The 17625-nt window shown below is 57.3% G+C and carries 18 protein-coding genes; 16 read left to right on the top strand and 2 right to left on the bottom strand.

The window, feature by feature from the left end; all coding sequences use genetic code 11:
* The first annotated feature begins 25 nt into the window (after positions 1–25).
* The 9 genes from J3348_RS02830 (at position 26) to glmS (ending at position 7125) form a co-directional block, all read left to right on the top strand.
* The gene (locus J3348_RS02830) at positions 26–283 is read left to right on the top strand and encodes an RNA-binding S4 domain-containing protein (protein WP_005940129.1); all 258 of its coding nucleotides are present in this window, start codon (positions 26–28) and stop codon (positions 281–283) included.
* A 48-nt stretch (positions 284–331) separates the two neighbouring features.
* On the top strand, positions 332–616 hold the full coding sequence (locus J3348_RS02825) for a YabP/YqfC family sporulation protein (RefSeq protein WP_005940132.1): 285 nt from the start codon (positions 332–334) through the stop codon (positions 614–616).
* Positions 613–1053: a hypothetical protein gene (locus J3348_RS02820; protein ID WP_207698245.1), complete on the top strand. Its 441-nt coding sequence runs from the start codon at positions 613–615 to the stop codon at positions 1051–1053. The genes J3348_RS02825 and J3348_RS02820 overlap by 4 nt, the downstream gene beginning before the upstream one ends.
* Before the next feature lie 30 nt (positions 1054–1083).
* A complete protein-coding gene (locus J3348_RS02815; protein WP_005940137.1) occupies positions 1084–1389 on the top strand; it encodes a septum formation initiator family protein in 306 nt (101 codons plus the stop codon).
* A 39-nt stretch (positions 1390–1428) separates the two neighbouring features.
* The gene (locus J3348_RS02810; RefSeq protein WP_005940140.1) at positions 1429–1998 is read left to right on the top strand and encodes a S1 RNA-binding domain-containing protein; all 570 of its coding nucleotides are present in this window, start codon (positions 1429–1431) and stop codon (positions 1996–1998) included.
* Positions 1999–2103: 105 nt separating this feature from the next.
* Positions 2104–3309, top strand: coding sequence for a class I SAM-dependent RNA methyltransferase (locus tag J3348_RS02805; RefSeq protein ID WP_005940143.1), 1206 nt, complete (start codon positions 2104–2106; stop codon positions 3307–3309).
* Between the two features lie 270 nt (positions 3310–3579).
* Positions 3580–4449, top strand: a complete 870-nt coding sequence (locus J3348_RS02800) for a DUF5685 family protein (protein WP_207698244.1) — start codon at positions 3580–3582, stop codon at positions 4447–4449.
* Positions 4446–5003, top strand: coding sequence for a hypothetical protein (locus J3348_RS02795; RefSeq protein ID WP_207698243.1), 558 nt, complete (start codon positions 4446–4448; stop codon positions 5001–5003). The genes J3348_RS02800 and J3348_RS02795 overlap by 4 nt, the downstream gene beginning before the upstream one ends.
* Before the next feature lie 301 nt (positions 5004–5304).
* Positions 5305–7125, top strand: a complete 1821-nt coding sequence (glmS, locus tag J3348_RS02790; RefSeq protein WP_207698242.1) for a glutamine--fructose-6-phosphate transaminase (isomerizing) — start codon at positions 5305–5307, stop codon at positions 7123–7125.
* A 360-nt stretch (positions 7126–7485) separates the two neighbouring features.
* Here the strand turns inward: glmS and J3348_RS02785 are convergent, their stop codons facing one another.
* Positions 7486–8751 carry an AI-2E family transporter gene (locus tag J3348_RS02785; protein WP_207698241.1) on the bottom strand — a complete coding sequence of 422 codons (1266 nt, stop codon included), beginning with the start codon at positions 8749–8751 and terminating at the stop codon, positions 7486–7488.
* A 48-nt stretch (positions 8752–8799) separates the two neighbouring features.
* Positions 8800–10146, bottom strand: coding sequence for a butyryl-CoA:acetate CoA-transferase (locus tag J3348_RS02780; RefSeq protein WP_207698240.1), 1347 nt, complete (start codon positions 10144–10146; stop codon positions 8800–8802).
* 513 nt (positions 10147–10659) lie between these two features.
* Between J3348_RS02780 and coaD the strand changes: the two genes are divergently transcribed.
* The 7 genes from coaD (at position 10660) to acrA (ending at position 17494) form a co-directional block, all read left to right on the top strand.
* The gene (coaD, locus tag J3348_RS02775; RefSeq protein WP_044953444.1) at positions 10660–11166 is read left to right on the top strand and encodes a pantetheine-phosphate adenylyltransferase; all 507 of its coding nucleotides are present in this window, start codon (positions 10660–10662) and stop codon (positions 11164–11166) included.
* A gap of 79 nt (positions 11167–11245) precedes the next feature.
* On the top strand, positions 11246–12463 hold the full coding sequence (locus tag J3348_RS02770; protein ID WP_097778135.1) for an acetyl-CoA C-acetyltransferase: 1218 nt from the start codon (positions 11246–11248) through the stop codon (positions 12461–12463).
* A 122-nt stretch (positions 12464–12585) separates the two neighbouring features.
* Positions 12586–13371 carry an enoyl-CoA hydratase-related protein gene (locus tag J3348_RS02765; RefSeq protein ID WP_097778134.1) on the top strand — a complete coding sequence of 262 codons (786 nt, stop codon included), beginning with the start codon at positions 12586–12588 and terminating at the stop codon, positions 13369–13371.
* A gap of 42 nt (positions 13372–13413) precedes the next feature.
* Positions 13414–14286 (top strand): 3-hydroxyacyl-CoA dehydrogenase NAD-binding domain-containing protein, encoded by an 873-nt coding sequence (locus J3348_RS02760; protein ID WP_005940172.1) that lies wholly within the window; start codon positions 13414–13416, stop codon positions 14284–14286.
* 104 nt (positions 14287–14390) lie between these two features.
* Positions 14391–15566, top strand: a complete 1176-nt coding sequence (locus tag J3348_RS02755; protein WP_005940174.1) for an acyl-CoA dehydrogenase family protein — start codon at positions 14391–14393, stop codon at positions 15564–15566.
* A 17-nt stretch (positions 15567–15583) separates the two neighbouring features.
* Positions 15584–16378 (top strand): acryloyl-CoA reductase electron transfer subunit gamma, encoded by a 795-nt coding sequence (acrB, locus tag J3348_RS02750; protein ID WP_005940175.1) that lies wholly within the window; start codon positions 15584–15586, stop codon positions 16376–16378.
* Positions 16379–16399: 21 nt separating this feature from the next.
* The gene (gene acrA, locus J3348_RS02745; protein ID WP_005940176.1) at positions 16400–17494 is read left to right on the top strand and encodes an acryloyl-CoA reductase electron transfer subunit beta; all 1095 of its coding nucleotides are present in this window, start codon (positions 16400–16402) and stop codon (positions 17492–17494) included.
* The last annotated feature ends 131 nt before the right edge of the window (positions 17495–17625 follow it).

The following is a 17625-nucleotide window of genomic DNA, read 5'->3' as shown; positions in this document are numbered from 1 at the left end:
TTTTTTTGTGACAGGAGGAAGAACCATGCGTCTGGATAAATATTTGAAAGTTTCGCGTCTGATCAAGCGCCGCACCGTGGCAAACGAGGTGGCCGATGCAGGCCGCATCCTCATCAACGGCAAGATCGCCAAGGCCAGTCAGGCCGTCAAGGCGGGCGACATCATCGAGGTGACCTTCGGCAACCGGCCCATCAAGGTAAAGGTGCTCTCGGATGTGGAGCCGCGCACCAAGGATGTGGCCCGCGAGATGTACGAGATCATTGCAGAGGGCGAGCAGGCATAAAAGCCCCGGTCCGGTGCATAGGATGCACCAGAAAAGGGGAGACGAACCATGCCGGAAAAAACACCCAGAGATCCGCAGCCCGCGCCGCACGATCTGATCTTGGAAAGCCGCGCCCGCCTGACGGTGACCGGTGTGCAGAAGGTACTGCACTGCAATGCCGACAGCGCTGCCATGGAAACGGGCAAGGGCACGCTGCACCTGACCGGGGCGCAGCTGAACATGGCGGCGCTGGATCTGGAGACCGGGGAGGCGAAGTTCACCGGCCGCATCGACACGCTGGAATATACGGCCAGCGCACCGGCGGGCGGTTTCCTGCGCCGCCTGCTGCGATGATCCCGGTACTGCCGCCTGCAGCCCTTGGGCAGGAGATCGCTGCCTGCACGGTGCTGGGAGCCAGTATCGGCGCACTGCGGGCTGTATTCCCGGCCAGAGGGCGTGCAGCTTTTGTGCCGGATCTGGTGTGGATGGGTGCTGTGCTGGCTGCTGTGCAGAACTACGCAGCAGGGCAGAGCAGTGCCGGTGTTCTGCGCTGGTACATGGCTGCGGCAGCCTTTGCCGGTGCCGGTGCAGCAGCCTTTGTGCTGGGTGCACCGCTGCGTGCAGCGGGAGGCGTTTTACAGCGCCGGGTGCTCCGGCCGGCAGAGCGGCGGCGCGCCCGGCGGAGAAAGGTGCACAAACTACGCCGCAGCGCAAAAAGAACTGCAAAAAAGCGCAAAAAGAACTTGCCAAACCAGCGCCGCATGATGTATAATTCATATGTGTTAAAGTAAGAGTCAAATGCAACGGGGGCAGAAGAGATCATGGCAGCACCGGACCGCAGAAAACGCAAGAAGAAAGTGGTCGTTAAAACGCTTGTACGGGTGTTTTTTGTCCTGCTGCTGCTGAGTATGCTGGCAGCATACATTTCCAATCAGGTCACCATCAGCTCCAAACGTGCGGAGCTGGACACGCTGAACGAGCAGATCGCCCAGCAAAAGACTGAAAACGAGGAGATGCAGCGCATTCTCAGCGGCGATGCAGACCAGATCACCGAGTGGGTCGCGCGGGATTCTTACAATTACGCTGCACCCAACGAGCGCATCTTTGTGGATGTGACCGGCAGCTGAATTGCTGCCCATTCTATGGAAAACAAGGAGTATTGAGTTTTGGCAATTGAGGTAGGGAACGTATTCGAGGGCCGCGTCACCGGTGTAAAGCCGTTTGGCGCTTTTGTCGCACTGCCGGAGGGCCGTGTAGGCATGGTCCATATTTCCGAGGTGTCCAACGAGTTCGTGCAGGACATTGCAGCTGTTCTGCACGATGGTGATATCGTCAAGGTGCAGGTGATCAACATTGCACCGGATGGCAAGATCGCGCTGTCCATCAAGCGCCTGCTGCCGCCGCCTCCGCGCCCGGCGCGTGAGGGCAGAGGCCCTGCAGGCGGTCCGCGCTCTGGTGGTCCCCGTCCGGGCGGCCCCCGCGAGGGTGGTCATTTTGGTGCAGGCCGCGGCGGCGCTGGCCGCCCCCCGCGTGAGGGCGGCAGAGGCCCTGCCCGCGACAGCGCACCCCGTGTATGGCAGCCCAAGGCTCCCGTCCGTTCCGATAACATGAGTTTTGAGGACATGATGAGCCGCTTCAAGAGCCAGAGCGAAGAGAAGATGGCCGATCTTGATCACGAGACCAATAACCGCCGCGGCGGTGGTTATGCGCCTCGCGGCCGCGGTGGCCGCCGCTGAGCGGAAAGGCCTGCGCTTTTCAAGCCGAATCAAAATAACGGAAACAGACCTGTCTCATTTGATCGGGCAGGTCTGTTTTTTCCGTAATAAAAGAAAGGAACCACAATGCCTGCAAAATTTGAACTGATCGCGCCCTGCTTTTTTGGGTGTGAATCCACTGCAAAATTTGAGCTGACCCGCATCGGCGCAGAGAATATCCGCGTGGACGATGGCCGTCTGAGCTTTGCCGGCGGCGCAGAGATGATCGCTGCTGCAAACCTCAATCTGCGCACGGTGGAGCGCGTGATGCTGCTGCTGGCCCGCTACAGGGCCGCCACCTTTGATGACCTGTTCGACGGCGTGTACGATATCCCGTGGGAGGAGCTGCTGCCCGCAGACGCAGCCTTTCCGGTCACCGGCTCTTCGCTGAACAGCCAGCTGTCCAGTGTGCCTGCCTGCCAGAGCATCATCAAAAAAGCTGTGGTCAAGCGCCTGATGGCAAAGCACCACACCTCTGTGCTGCCGGAGACCGGCGCGGAGTACAAGATCCGCTTCATGCTGCGCAAGGATCAGTGTGAGATCATGCTGGACACCACCGGCGACGGCCTGCACAAGCGCGGCTACCGCCGCAACGCCATGGAGGCACCCATCCGCGAGACTTTGGCGGCTACCATTGCAGACCTTGGCCGTGTGCGCCGTGACAGTCTGGTGGAGGACCCCTTCTGCGGCAGCGGCACGCTGCTGATCGAAGCTGCTCAGAAAGCCATGAACATTGCCCCCGGCCTGAAGCGCCGCTTTGCCGCCGAGCGCTATGGCTTTGTGCCGGCAGCTATCTGGGCCGAGCAGCGTCAGAAGGCACTGGCCGAGGCCAAGCTGGATGTGGGCTTTGAAGCCTTTGGCTATGATATCGACCCTGCCGCTGTGGCTCTGGCTAACGCCAACGCAAAGCTGGCCGGTGTGGAAAAGCGCTGCCACTTTGAAGTGGCTGATGTGGCCGACTTTGCCGCAAAGCAGGAGGCCATCGTGCTGACGAATCCCCCGTATGGCGAGCGCATGAGCACCATTGAAGGTGCTGCAAAGCTGGCCCGCACGCTGGGCCGGCAGATGGAAGCACACCCCTGTGCAGGCGTGTATGCGATCACTGCCGATATGGATTTTGAGACCCACTACGGCAAGCGTGCCAACAAGCGCCGCAAGATGTACAACGGCATGATCCCCTGCCAGCTGTATATGTACTACAGCGCGCCCAAGTTTGAGCACACTGCAAAGCCGATGCCGAAGTCCGGCTTTGACGGCAAGCGCACTGCACCGAACCGCTTTAACAAGAAGTAATTGAAAAATGTTACCTGCCGCACCGGAGCTGTCCAGTGCGGCTTTTTACATTGCAGCCGGTAATTACCGGAAAAAAACAAAGCGGGACCTGAATTGGCAGGAGATGGAAATGGACGCAAACACAGGAAGTTTTACGCTGTGTTCCGCGCCACGTGCGGCAAAGATGAGACAAATTCATGCTCTTTTTACAAAGGATGGTTGAACCCGGGCAGAAAATGGATTATACTTACCTTATTATTCTGCGGTTCTTCCGAGGAGGAAAAGGTGCGTATGAAGGGTAGGATGCGGCCATATCTGCCGGAGCTCACCATCCGGGATTACAATATCTACCTGCGCTATCTGCGCGGGGTGCGACGTCAGCTGTACGAGGCGTACGGATTATATTCCTGCCATCTGCTGCGGAGCAACGGCGTGCTGTTTGCCATCCTTTCGGACAGTCTGGCCGGGCGGCAGGCCACTTGCCAGCGCAAGCGGGTCCCGGGCACACTGGCCTGGCGCAGGCTCATGTGCCAGACCCAGGGCATCCGGCTGGCCGCACAGGTGGAGGTGCTGCTGGGCTGGCACAACCTGCAGGACCGCAAATACAGCGAGCTGCGGCCGCTCAAGCGCCTGCGCCGTGCGGTGGACCGTCTGCTGCTGCGCCGCGCCTATGAGCGTGCCGTGCAGGAGAACCCGGCGCTGGAACGGCTGTTCGTGCAGGAGCGGGATCAGGCCGTGGTGCAGATGAACCTGAGCGCCAAGAACTACTCTCTTGCCGCTGAACCCATGAGCAACATTTACGGTGCACTGTATTCCACCCTTGCCACCGACGACCCCAGCCAGCGCAAGAGCATGCGCTACATCGGCAGCAGCATCGGCCGCATTTTTTACCTGCTGGATAAGGCTGAGCGCTTTGAGATGGACAAGAGCAGCGGCCGCTACAACGTGTTCGTAGTCAACGACCTGCAGGGACAGGCTGCGGCGGTGGAGAATGCCCGCCGTCAGGCACTGGCTGCCGCCAACGATCTGATCCGCGTGTACAGTATGCTGGACATCAAATTGAACCGCGGCCTTCTGGATAACATCATGCTGCTTGGCCTGCACCATGCGGTGGAACCGCTGGAAGCCGGTGCTGAGCACGAAAACTGGGAGATCCCATGAAGCAAAACCATCAAAAAAGCTGGGCCATGGCTTACTGCGGCATTGTGGCGGCGCTGTGCGTCGCACTGATGCTGCTGGGAGCTGTGATCCCCATTGCCATGTTCATTGCGCCTGCAGTGGCAGGCTTCCTTGTTGCAACGGTGTGCGTGGAGTGCGGGATGCAGCTGGCTTTGACGGCCTATGCGGCAGTCAGCCTGCTGGCACTGCTGTTCGTGCCGGATAAGGAAGTAGCGCTGATCTTTGTGTTTTTGCTGGGGTATTACCCGCTGGCAAAGCCGAAGTTTGAGCGCATCCGCCCTGCGGTTCTGCGCATTGTCTGCAAGCTGCTGCTGTGCAACGGCGCAGTGCTGGCCATGTACGGGCTGGTATTTCTGCTGGTGCCGGCAGGCAGCATTTCGCAGGAGCTGCGCACCACCGCGCTGGCTGTCTCGCTGGCAACGCTGGTCATGGGCAATGTTGCCTTTGTGCTGTACGACCGGGCATTGCATAACATGCTCATGATGTACCGGCTGGTCTGGCGGCCGAAACTTCATAAAACTTTGGGCTGGCGCTGAGCCAGCCTTTGTGCTATAATGGGGCATCAGAAAGGGGAGAGCGCAGCACACAGGTAACGCAAAGCGCCGGGCCACGCGGGTGACAGCCGCGAGGGTGACGAGGAGAGGAATCATCGAAAGATTCGGCGGATGTTTCTCCGGCTGAGGGCTAGACCAGCCGCAGAGAAGGGCAAAAAACGGCAGCAATACCGCAACAGATCCCTTCAAAGAAAGCCATACAAGAACATAAACTGTACTAGGAAGCTGACTGGATATCACTGCGCCTTTTTGCGCGGGAACGGTCGGTATGGAGGTGTTTTGTATGTGCGGCATTGTTGGTTATGTCGGTAAGCGCAGTGCGCAGGACGTGCTGCTGGATGGTCTGGAAAAGCTGGAGTATCGCGGGTACGACTCCGCCGGTGTGGCGCTTGCGCTGGACGGCGGCATCCGCGTGGTAAAAAGCAAAGGACGGCTCACCGCCCTGCGGGAAAAGCTGGCGGCGCAGCAGCTGGCACAAAGCTTCTGCGGCATCGGCCACACCCGTTGGGCTACCCATGGCGAGCCCAGCGATGTGAACAGCCACCCGCATTCGACCCCGCGTGTGAGCATTGTGCACAATGGCATCATTGAAAATTACGGCCTGCTCAAGGAGCGCTTGGCCGCAAAAGGCTATACCTTCCAGAGTGAGACGGACACCGAAGTGCTGGTAAAGTTGATCGACAGCTGCTATACCGGTGACCCGCTGCGTGCACTGCAGCAGGCGCTTGCCAAGGTGCGCGGCAGCTATGCGCTGGCCGTGCTGTTCCGGGATTACCCGGACACCATTTTTGCAGTCAAACGGGAAAGCCCGCTGATCGTCGGCTGGGGCGAGGGCGAAAACTTTGTGGCTTCGGATATTCCGGCACTGCTCAAGTATACCCGGAAATACAGCGTGCTGGAAGAAGGGGATATGGCCGTCTGCACCACAGAGGGCATCCGCTTCTACAACGAATTTGGTGAGCCGGTGGAGCGCCAGCAGCTGAAGGCGGACTGGGATATGGAAGCTGCCGAAAAGGGCGGCTATCCCCACTTTATGCTCAAGGAGATCAACGAGCAGCCTGCAGCCATTATGGCCACGGTCAGCCCCCGTGTAGAGGACGGACTGCCGGTGCTGCGCATCCCGGAGCTGACCGATGAAGTGCTGCGCGGTATTGGCCGAGTGCATCTGGTGGGCTGCGGTACGGCGATGCATGCCGGTATGGTGGGCAAATCTGCCATCGAAACGCTGGCCCGTGTGCCCGCCGAGGTGGACATTGCCAGCGAGTTCCGTTACCGGGACCCCATTCTGGAAAAGAACGATCTGGTCATCATCATCAGCCAGTCCGGCGAGACCAGCGACACGTTGGCAGCGCTCAAGCTGGCCAAGAGCCGCGGCGTGCCGGTGCTGGCCATCGTGAATGTGGTGGGCAGCTCCATTGCACGTGCCGCAGATTATGTAATGTACACCTACGCCGGGCCGGAGATCGCGGTAGCATCCACCAAGGCGTATATGGTGCAGATGTGCGTGTTGTATCTGTTTGCACTGCGGCTGGCCTATGCGCACGGACGGCTGAGCGAGGCAGAGACCCGCCGCTTTACGGCCCAGCTGCTGCGCGCACCGGAGGTCATCAAGCCGCGCCTTGCAGATTGTGAGCAGATCAAGTACCTTGCCAGCCGCTATGTGAACACCCAGAGCTGCTTCTTCATTGGGCGCGGGTTCGACTATGCGCTCTCGCTGGAGGGCAGCCTGAAACTCAAGGAGATCAGCTATGTGCACTCGGATGCCTATGCAGCCGGTGAACTGAAACATGGTACCATCAGCCTGATCACCGATGGCGTGCCGGTGATCGCACTGGCCACCCAGAAACAGGTGTACGAAAAGACCATTTCCAATGCCAAGGAGACCCGCAGCCGCGGCGCAAGGGTGCTGCTGTTTACCACAAAGGATGCCGTGGTGCCGGAAGGCGTGGCAGATGCCGTGATCCGGCTGGATGAGTATGAGGATATCCTGATGCCGCTGCAGCTCATTGTGCCGTTACAGCTGTTTGCCTATTATATGGCTGTTCTGCGCGGCTGTGACGTGGATAAGCCGCGTAATCTGGCCAAGAGCGTGACCGTGGAGTGACGGCACAAAACGCAGCCAGAAAGCCCTGCACGAAACAGAAATAACAAAACAGGACCCGCTCTGAATCACTGAAGTGCATTCTGTCAAGTAGACAAAAAAATAATATAAGGTTTTTGTTCGCCGTTTCCACAAAGAGACGGCGAATTTTTTGTGCAGCTCGGTTCATGGCACCGACATGAGCCTGCATCGACATCTGGATGAACAGACGGTGCTGGCAACGGCGGCTGTTGCAGCAGTCAATCGTGAAGAGTGAGCGCTCTTTCTTGACATGAAAATACCCCCAGAGTACTCAGAGTTTTTGTTCTTTACTCTGTCTACTCTAGGGGTAGCGTATCACATGGAATGCCAGGGCATTGTGATTTATAGATTATTTGTTTCGACAGGAGGCGCTTCCGATGCAGACGTTTCTACCGGAACATCGTCCTCCGGGTCGCCGAAGTTGTCGTGGTAAGTCTGCAGCAGGTCGATCTCCTTGTTGCGCTTCAGGCCGTGGATGACCAGCTTTTTGATCACATCATAGATGACTGCAAACAGCGGCACACCTACGATCATGCCCACAAAGCCCCACAGACCGCCGAACAGCAGGATGGCGAACAGTACCCAGAAACTGGAAAGACCGGTGGTGTTGCCCAGGATCTTGGGGCCGATCACGTTTCCGTCCAGCTGCTGCAGCACCAGAACGAACAGGACGAACCACAGCGCCTTGATGGGGTTCTGAATGAGGATCAGCAGGGTGGCGGGCACGGCACCGATGAACGGGCCGAAGAAGGGGATCACATTGGTCACGCCGATGATCACGGAAACCAGAAGGGCACTGGGGAACTTGAAGATCAGGCAGCCGATATAGCACAGCACGCCGATGATGGCGGAATCCATGATCTTGCCGTTGATGAAACCGCCGAACATCTTATCGGCGTACTTCACTTCTTCCTTGATCAGCTCTGCCCAGCGGGGCTTGAAGATGCTGTAGAGCACCAGCTTGGCCTGCTGCACAAAGCGCTTGCGGCTGGCCAGCATATACACGGCCACGATGATGCCGATGATCAGGTTCTTGGCCATGGTCACTACGTTCAGCACACCCGCTGCGGCACCGCTGACGATGTTCTGCATGGAGGGCAGGAGCCGGGTCTTGATCAGATCATCGATATTGGTGCTGATGGTGGCATAAGCAGAGTTGAGCATGTCCATGATCTGCTGGTTGTTCTCAATGAACTCCACATGATTCGCCCACTGCACGAACTTTGCAAGGTTGCGCTGCGCAGTGTAGTACAGGGTGGTCACGCTGGTAATGAGCTGCGGAATGATCATCATGCACAAAGCGTAGATGAGGAGCAGGCCGAACAGGATGGTCAGCGTAATGGACAGCATATTGACCAGACCATGCATCTTTTCCGGGATGAACCGGCGCAGAAAGCTCTCGATGGTGTTGCATACAGGTTTGAGCAGGTAGGCGATGACGGCACCGTAGATGAACGGCATCAGAATGCCGGTCAGCGTGGAGATGGCATCGCCAAAACCATCGAAGCGGTAGATCAGGAAAAAGAAGATGATGCTCAGGGAGATCGCTCCAAATCCTGCCAACATCCCGTAGAGATAGGGCTTGATGTGCGGCTTTTTGTCCATCATGATAGACTCCATTTCAGCCGCGGACAGCAGGAATCTCCGCGGCACTTATCAGATTTTGTTGCTCCTGCGCCAGATGTGCATTTTTTCGGCTTCCTTGATCAGGTCTTCACGGAAGTCGGGATGTGCTACGTTGATCAGAGCTTCGGCCTTTTCCCAGGTGGTCAGGCCCTTCAGGTTCACGCAGCCGTACTCGGTGCACAGGTAGTGGATGTTGGCACGGGTATCGGTGACGATGCTGCCGTTTTCCAGAGTGGGACGGATGCGGCTCTCCAGCTGGCCGGTCTTCTTATTAAAGAAGGTAGAGGACAGGCAGATAAAGCTCTTGCCGCCCTTGGAAAGGTATGCGCCCAGAACGAAGTCCAGCTGACCGCCGGCACCGGAGATGTGCTTGAGGCCTGCAGTCTCGGCGTTCACCTGACCGAACAGGTCGATGTCCACAGCGTTGTTGATGGAAATAAAGTTATCCAGTGCGGAGATGCTGCGGATATCGTTGGTGTAGTCCACGGGTGCAGACATGCACTCCGGGTTATCGTTCAGGTAATCGTACATTTTCTGGGTGCCGGCACCGAAGGCGTAGACCTGACGGCCCTTGTCCAGCTGCTTGCATGCACCGGTGATCTTGCCGGCCTTGGCGATATCCACAAAGGCATCCACATACATTTCGGTGTGCACGCCCAGATCCTTCAAATCGCTCTGTGCGATCAGGCTGCCGATGGCATTGGGCATACCGCCGATGCCCAGCTGCAGGCAGGCACCGTTGGGGATCTGCGGAACGATCAGGTTGGCAACCTTCAGATCCACTTCGGTAGCAGCACCAGGAGCGGCCATCTGGCCGATGGGCGGGTTCTCGCCTTCCACGATGCCGGTGACCTGAGAAATGTGGATGCAGTTCTCCATGCCGCCAAGGCAGCGGGGCATGTTCTTGTTGACCTCAACGATGATCTTCTTGGCTTTTTCGCACACAGCACCCAGATGAGATGCACTGGGGCCGAAGTTGAAGTAGCCATGCTCGTCCATGGGGGTCACCTGGAACACCGCCACATCCAGCGGATCCGGGCTTTCGCGGTAGTAGCGGGGCAGCTCGGAATAACGGATGGGGGAGTAGAAGGAGAAGCCCTGTGCAATGGCCTTGCGCTCAATGCCGCCCATATGCCAGCTGTTCCATGTCATGTGTGCAGCGGGATCGTCGATCTGGAAGATCGCGGGCACCCACATCAGGATGCCGCCGCGGAAGTTGACACCTTCCAGCTCAGGCAGACGCTTTGCGATCTCGGCATCCACCGCCACAGGGGTGTTCACAGCCCAGCCGTAATCCACCCAGTCACCGCTTTTGACCAGTGCGGCAGCCTGAGCGGCGGTCATTTTCTTCTGAGCATACAGTTCCGTAAAATCCATTATAAACCATCCTCTCCTATAATAACATAAAGGAATTGTAAATTTATCATTTACTCTTCCTGCACGGACAAATCTTTGCAGGATGTTTACCACCTGTTGGCAATTTGAACACAGCTCTGACACAGGCGGATGATATCCTGATAACCAGCAGAAGGCAGCTGTCGGACAGGGCAGCAGATCTGCACAACTTAGTTATAACATTAACAATGTGCAGAATCAATAGTTTATCGAGAAAATTTTGACCGACTGGCAATATGGACAAAATTCGCGGAGTTTTTGGACGATTGTTTGGTACTGAAAAACCAAAATCTTTGCAAAAGGACTTGATAAAATTTTGACGATATGGTTTACTTATAGCGTAGCAGGCAGCTGCGATGCAGCACGACATTGATTGTTTAAATTTTAACGATAAAACGTACAGCTTGCACAAAAATCTTGCACCCAAGACTGGAAAGTGCTATCATGGCAGAACCAAAACGCGCTTTTCACAGCGCTCAAGGAGGACACCAGACGATGGCAACAGCAGTTTATCCCGGTTCGTTCGATCCGGTCACAAAAGGGCATCTCGATATCATCAAGCGCGCAGCAAAGATCAACGATCATCTGATCGTGGCGGTGCTCAACAACAGCGCAAAGAATCCGCTGTTCACCGTGGAGGAACGCGTGGAGCTTCTAAAGGAATGCTGCAAGGGCATCCAGAATGTTTCGGTGGAGAGCTTCGACGGCCTGACCGTGGAGTTCGCCAAGAAACGGCACGCTTCGGTGATGGTGCGGGGCCTGCGGGCGGTGACGGATTTTGAAAACGAGATCCAGCTTGCGCAGACCAATCACGCACTGATGCCCGGCATCGAGACCATGTTTCTGGCAACGAGCATCAAGTGGAGCTACCTTTCTTCCACCATTGTAAAAGAGGCAGCTTACTACGGCAGCGACATCGGTAAGTTCGTCACACCCAATGTGGAAAAGGCGGTCAACGAAAAGTATGCGCTGATCCGGCAGAAAAAAGACCCCGAGACCTAATTTGTAAAAGCGCTTACGGGCGTTTTGATAAAAATGGCTTACGAAAAGTAACACATACACAATTCAGGAGGCTATTCACATGAAAAAGATCGTTATCGCATCTGCATGCCGTACCGCTATTGGCAAGTTCGGCGGCACTCTGGCAAACGTTCCCGCAGTTGAGCTGGGCTCCATCGTCATCAAGGAAGCTCTGAACCGTGCAAACGTCGCTCCCGAGCAGGTCGATCATGTCTACATGGGCTGCGTCATTCAGGCCGGTCTGGGCCAGAACGTCGCTCGTCAGGCTGCTCTGAAGGCTGGCCTGCCCATCGAGACCCCGGCTGTCACCGTCAACGTGGTGTGCGGCTCCGGTCTGAACTGCGTCAACATGGCTGCTCAGATGATCGAGGCTGGCGATGCTGACATCGTGGTCGCAGGCGGCATGGAGAACATGGACATGGCTCCCTTCGCACTGCAGAAGGCTCGTTACGGCTACCGCATGGGCGCACCCATGGGCAAGAGCGAGATCGTGGATACCATGGTCAACGATGCTCTGTGGGATGCCTGCGGCTTCAACAAGCACATGGGCATGACCGCTGAGAACGTCTGCACCAACGAGACCTATCAGAAGAAGTACGGCTACAGCCCCATCACCCGTGAGATGCTGGACGAGTTCTCATACAACAGCCAGCTGAAGGCTGACAAGGCCATCAAGGACGGCGCTTTCAAGGACGAGATCGTTCCCGTTGTGATCAAGGGCAAGAAGGGCGACACCGTGTTCGATACCGATGAAGGCCCCCGTCTGAGCGCTCCTGAAGTGCTGGCAAAGCTGAAGCCCGCTTTCACCAAGGACGGCATCGTGACCGCCGGCAACTCTTCCGCCATCAATGACGGCGCTGCTGCTCTGGTCATCATGAGCGAGGAGAAGGCCAAGGAGCTGGGCGTGAAGCCTCTGGCTACCTGGGTCGCCGGTGCTCTGGCAGGCGTTGAGCCCGAAGTCATGGGCCTGGGCCCCATCGCCGCTACCAAGAAGGTCATGGCAAAGACCGGCCTGACTGTTGCTGACATGGATCTGATCGAGGCCAACGAGGCATTTGCTGCTCAGTCTGTGGCTGTCAGCCAGGCTCTGAACTTTGATATGAGCAAGGTGAACGTCAACGGCGGCGCAATTGCTCTGGGCCACCCGGTCGGCGCTTCCGGCGCTCGTATCCTGGTCACCCTGCTGTATGCTATGAAGCATCACGGTGCACACAAGGGCCTGGCTACCCTGTGCATCGGCGGCGGCATGGGCTGCGCTACCATCGTTGAGATGGACTAAGCTCCACCTCTTGGAATCCTGACTGAATGACAGACCCGGACGGGGAAGGGAACCGGAGAGCCTTTCCTCCGTCCGGGGGCTGTTTGTGATAATTGATAAGATTTGAATAGGAGGTTTTCACAATGGCATTTGTAAAAACCGAGGTGCAGGGTGCAGTTGAGATCATCACCATCGACCGCCCCAAGGCACTGAATGCCCTGAACCCCGAAGTTCTGGCAGATCTGAAGGCAGCTTTTGAGGCTGTGGATCAGGAGACTGTCCGCTGCATTGTTCTGACCGGCGAAGGCGACAAGAGCTTCGTGGCAGGCGCAGATATCGGTTCCATGAGCACCATGACCAAGGCAGAGGGCGAGGCCTTCGGCAAGCTGGGCAATGATGTGTTCCTGATGATCGAGAGCTTCCCCATTCCCGTTATTGCAGCCGTGAACGGCTTTGCACTGGGCGGCGGCAACGAGCTGGCTATGAGCTGCGACATCCGCATCTGCTCTGACAACGCTGTGTTCGGCCAGCCGGAAGTGGGTCTGGGCATCACCCCGGGCTTCGGCGGCACCCAGCGTCTGGCACGTCTGGTCGGCATGGGTATGGCAAAGCAGCTGGTCTACTCTGCACTGAACATCAAGGCGGACGAGGCTCTGCGCATTGGTCTGGTGAACGCTGTGTATCCTCAGGCTGAACTGATGGAGAATGTGCTGAAGCTGGCCGGCAAGATCGCAAAGAATGCACCCATCGCTGTACGCAACTGCAAGAAGGCAATCAACGGCGGCATCAGCCTGCCCATCGAGAAGGCTGTTGAGGTCGAGGAAAAGCTGTTCGGCGACTGCTTCGAGACCCACGACCAGAAGGAAGGCATGGCCTGCTTCCTGAGCCGTGAGAAGCCGAAGCCCAAGGCAGTGTTCACCAACAACTAATCCATTACTACATAATTTTTGATATTAAAGGAGAGGTTTCCTATGAAGATCGGTGTTATCGGCGCTGGCACCATGGGCCAGGGCATCGCAAAGGCATTTGCACAGGTTGAGGGCAACACCGTTGCTCTGTGCGACATCAAGCAGGAGTGGGCCGAGAATGGTCTGGCAAAGATCAAGAAGGGCTACGAGAAGCTGGTTGCTAAGGGAAAGATGACGCAGGAAAAGGCAGACGCTATCGTTGCTGCCATCACCCCGGGCCTGAAGGAAGACCTGTGCGCTGACTGCGATCTGGTCGTTGAGGCTGCTTTTGAGGATATGAAGGTCAAGCAGACCACCTTCGGCGAGCTGGATAAGATCTGCAAGCCCGAGTGCATCTTCGCTTCCAACACTTCTTCTCTGTCCATCACCGAGATCGGCAAGGGCGTTAGCCGTCCGCTGGTCGGCATGCACTTCTTTAACCCCGCAGACCGCATGAAGCTGATCGAGGTCATCGCAGGCTGCAACACTCCCGCTGAGACCGTTGAGAAGATCAAGGAGATCTCTGTTGCCATCGGCAAGCAGCCGGTTCAGGTCAATGAGGCTGCAGGCTTCGTCGTCAACCGCATCCTGATCCCCATGATCAACGAAGCTGCTTTCATCAAGATGGAAGGCGTTTCCGATATCGCCGGCATCGACACCGCTATGAAGCTGGGTGCCAACCACCCCATGGGTCCCCTGGAGCTGGGCGACTTCATCGGCCTGGATATCTGCCTGGCCATCATGGATGTGCTGTACAAGGAGACCGGCGACAGCAAGTATCGTGCCTGCCCGCTGATCCGCAAGATGGTCCGCGGCGGCAACCTGGGCTGCAAGAGCGGCAAGGGCTTCTACGTTTACAACGCAGACCGCACCAAGACCCCTGTTGACCAGCTGTAAATTCTGATAAACATTTCTCCCGACCGCGGAAACGCGGCCGGGAGGAATTTGTTTGCACCGGGCAATTCCGGTAAATGAAAAAGACCCGTTAGGAGGATATAGCGATGGATTTTACTCTGTCCAAGCAGCAGCAGATGGTACAGAAAATGTACCGCGAGTTTGCTGAGAACGAAGTCAAGCCCCTGGCAAAGAAGGTTGATGCGGAAGAGTACTTCCCCAAAGAGACCGTCGAAAAGATGGGCAAGCTCGGCATGATGGGCATTTATTTCCCGACTGAGGTCGGCGGTGCAGGCGGCGATGTGCTGTCCTACGTCATGGCAGTGGAAGAGCTGAGCAAGGTCTGCGGCACCACCGGTGTCATCGTCTCTGCTCACACCAGCCTGTGTGCTGCTCCTATTTATGAAAATGGTACTCCCGAGCAGAAGGCAAAGTATCTGCCCAAGCTGTGCAGCGGTGAGTGGCTGGGTGCTTTCGGCCTGACTGAGCCGGGTGCCGGCACCGATGCACAGGGTCAGCAGACCTTTGCAAAGCAGGACCCCGAGACCGGTGATTGGATCCTGAACGGTTCCAAGATCTTCATCACCAACGCCGGCTACGCAAACGTTTTTATCGTTATTGCTGTCACCGATATCGTGCCCGACAAGAAGGGCCGTCCCACCAAGCAGTGCTCCGCCTTTATCGTGGAGCGCACCGACCCGGGCTTCTCCGTCGGTAAGGCTGAGGACAAGATGGGCATCCGCGGTTCTTCCACCTGCGAGCTGATCTTTGAGGACTGCCGCATCCCTGCTGACCGTATGCTGGGTGTGCGTGGCCGCGGCTTCCAGCTGGCTATGGCTACTCTGGACGGTGGCCGTATCGGCATTGCTTCTCAGGCTTTGGGCATCGCCGAGGGCGCTCTGGAAGAGACCGTTGCTTACGTCAAGGAGCGCAAGCAGTTCGGCCGCAGCATTTCCGCATTCCAGAACACCCAGTTCGAGCTGGCTGAGATGAAGGCACGCGTTGAGGCTGCAAAGTATCTGGTCTACGCTGCTGCTCTGAAGAAGCAGGAGGCTATGGACGGCAAGAAGGTCCGCTACAGCGTCGAGGCTGCTCAGGCAAAGCTGATCGCAGCCCGCACCGCAAGCGATGTGACCCGTCGCTGCCTGCAGCTGTTCGGCGGTTACGGCTACACCCGTGACTATCCCATCGAGCGCATGATGCGTGATGCCAAGATCACCGAGATCTACGAGGGCACCAGCGAAGTGCAGATGATGGTCATTTCCGGCGCGCTGCTGAAGTAAGGGAGGCAAGAGTTACAATGAAAGCAATTGTTTGTGTAAAGCAGGTTCCTGATACCTCCGGCAAGGTGTCCGTCAAGCCCGATGGCACTCTGGACCGTGCTTCGATGGCTACCATCACCAACCCTGATGACCTGAACGCTCTGGAGGCTGCTCTGAAGCTCAAGGACGCTACCGGCTGCGAAGTCGTTGTTGTTACCATGGGTCCCCCGCCGGCAGAAGGCATGCTGCGTGAGCTGCTGGCCCGCGGCGCTGATAAGGCTGTTCTGGTCTCCGGCCGTGAGTTCGGCGGCTCCGATACCTTTGCAACCAGCCAGATCCTGGCTGCTGCTGTCAACAAGATCGGCGTTGGCCCCGAGGACGTTGTGTTCTGCGGCCGTCAGGCAATCGATGGCGATACCGCACAGGTCGGCCCGCAGATCGCTGAAAAGCTGCATCTGCCTCAGGTCACCTACGTGGCAGACATCCAGAAGGATGGCAACACCCTGACCGTGAAGCGTATGCTGGAAGACGGCTACATGATGGTCAAGGTGCAGACTCCCTGCCTGCTGACCTGCATCAAGGAGCTGAACCAGCCCCGTTACATGAGCGTGAATGGCATCTTCACCTGCTACGACAAGCCGATGGAAGTGTTTGATTACAACGCACTGAAGGACGATCCGCTGATCGAGGTTGATACCATCGGTCTGAAGGGTTCTCCGACGAACGTCTTTAAGTCCTTCACTCCTCCGCAGAAGGGCGCAGGCACCATGCTGAAGGGCGACGATACTGCCGCACAGCTGGCTGGTATCCTGGCCAAGAAGCACCTGATCTGATGAAAGGAGCATAGGATTACAATGGCTGATTTTAACGAATACAAGGGCGTATGGGTCTTCTGCGAGCAGCGCCAGGGCGCATTGATGCCCACTGATTTCGAGCTGGTGAGCGAGGCCCGCAAGCTGGCTGATGAGCTGGGCTGCGAGGTCACCGGTCTGCTGCTGGGCGACAACGTGGAAGGCATTGCCAAGGAGCTGGGCGGCTATGGTGCCGATAAGGTCATGGTCTGCGACAGCCCCCTGCTGAAGGACTACACCACCGATGCATACGCTAAGGTCGTGTGCGACATGGTCAACGAGTACAAGCCCGAAGTCCTGCTGATCGGTGCAACCAACATCGGCCGCGATCTGGGCCCCCGCTGCGCAGCTCGTCTGCACACCGGCCTGACCGCTGATGCTACCCATCTGGACATCGACACTGCAAAGTACATCGATTTCCTGAAGGAGAGCTCCACCATCGACCTGTCCAAGCAGAAGTTCGATATGGAAGACCGCAACCTGAAGATGACCCGTCCCGCATTCGGCGGCCATCTGATGGCTACCATCATCTGCCCCCGCTTCCGTCCGCAGATGTCCACCGTGCGTCCCGGCGTTATGAAGAAGGCTCCCTTCGATCAGGCCAAGGCTGATGCCTGCCAGATCGTGAAGCCCGCATTCGCTCTGGCTGCTGAGGACATCAAGACCGAGGTCCTGAGCGTTGAGAAGGCCGCTGAGAAGCTGGTCGATCTGATCGGCGCAGACGTGATCGTCTCTGTTGGCCGCGGCATCAGCAAGGATGTCAACAAGGGCATTGAGCTGGCTGAGCAGCTGGCAGCTGCTCTGGGCGGCGGCGTTGTGGGTGCTTCCCGTGCCGTCACCGATGCAGGCTGGATGACTGCTGACCATCAGGTTGGCCAGACCGGCAAGACCGTGCATCCCAAGATCTATGTTGCTCTGGGCATCTCCGGCGCTATCCAGCACACCGCTGGTATGCAGGACTCCGAGTGCATCATCGCTGTCAACAAGAATGAGGGCGCACCCATCTTCGGTGTTGCCGACTACGGCATCGTGGGCGACCTGTTCAAGGTCGTGCCCGAACTGATCAAGCAGATCGAGGCAGCAAAGGCTGCTCAGTGATCGACTGACGCGAGATCTTTTTATAGCATAGCCTGAATTGTGGGAGGGCGGCTCTTCGGAGCCGCTCTTCTTTTTATATAAGGAATACGGCACAGCACAGATGGCCCTGAAAAGGCTGCCTGTGCTGTTTT

Source organism: Faecalibacterium sp. Marseille-Q4896 (genome assembly GCF_017377615.1).
Lineage (GTDB): Bacteria > Bacillota > Clostridia > Oscillospirales > Ruminococcaceae > Faecalibacterium > Faecalibacterium taiwanense.
The sequence above is the reverse complement of the archived record's forward strand: the minus strand, read 5'-3'. Positions and strand labels throughout refer to the sequence as shown.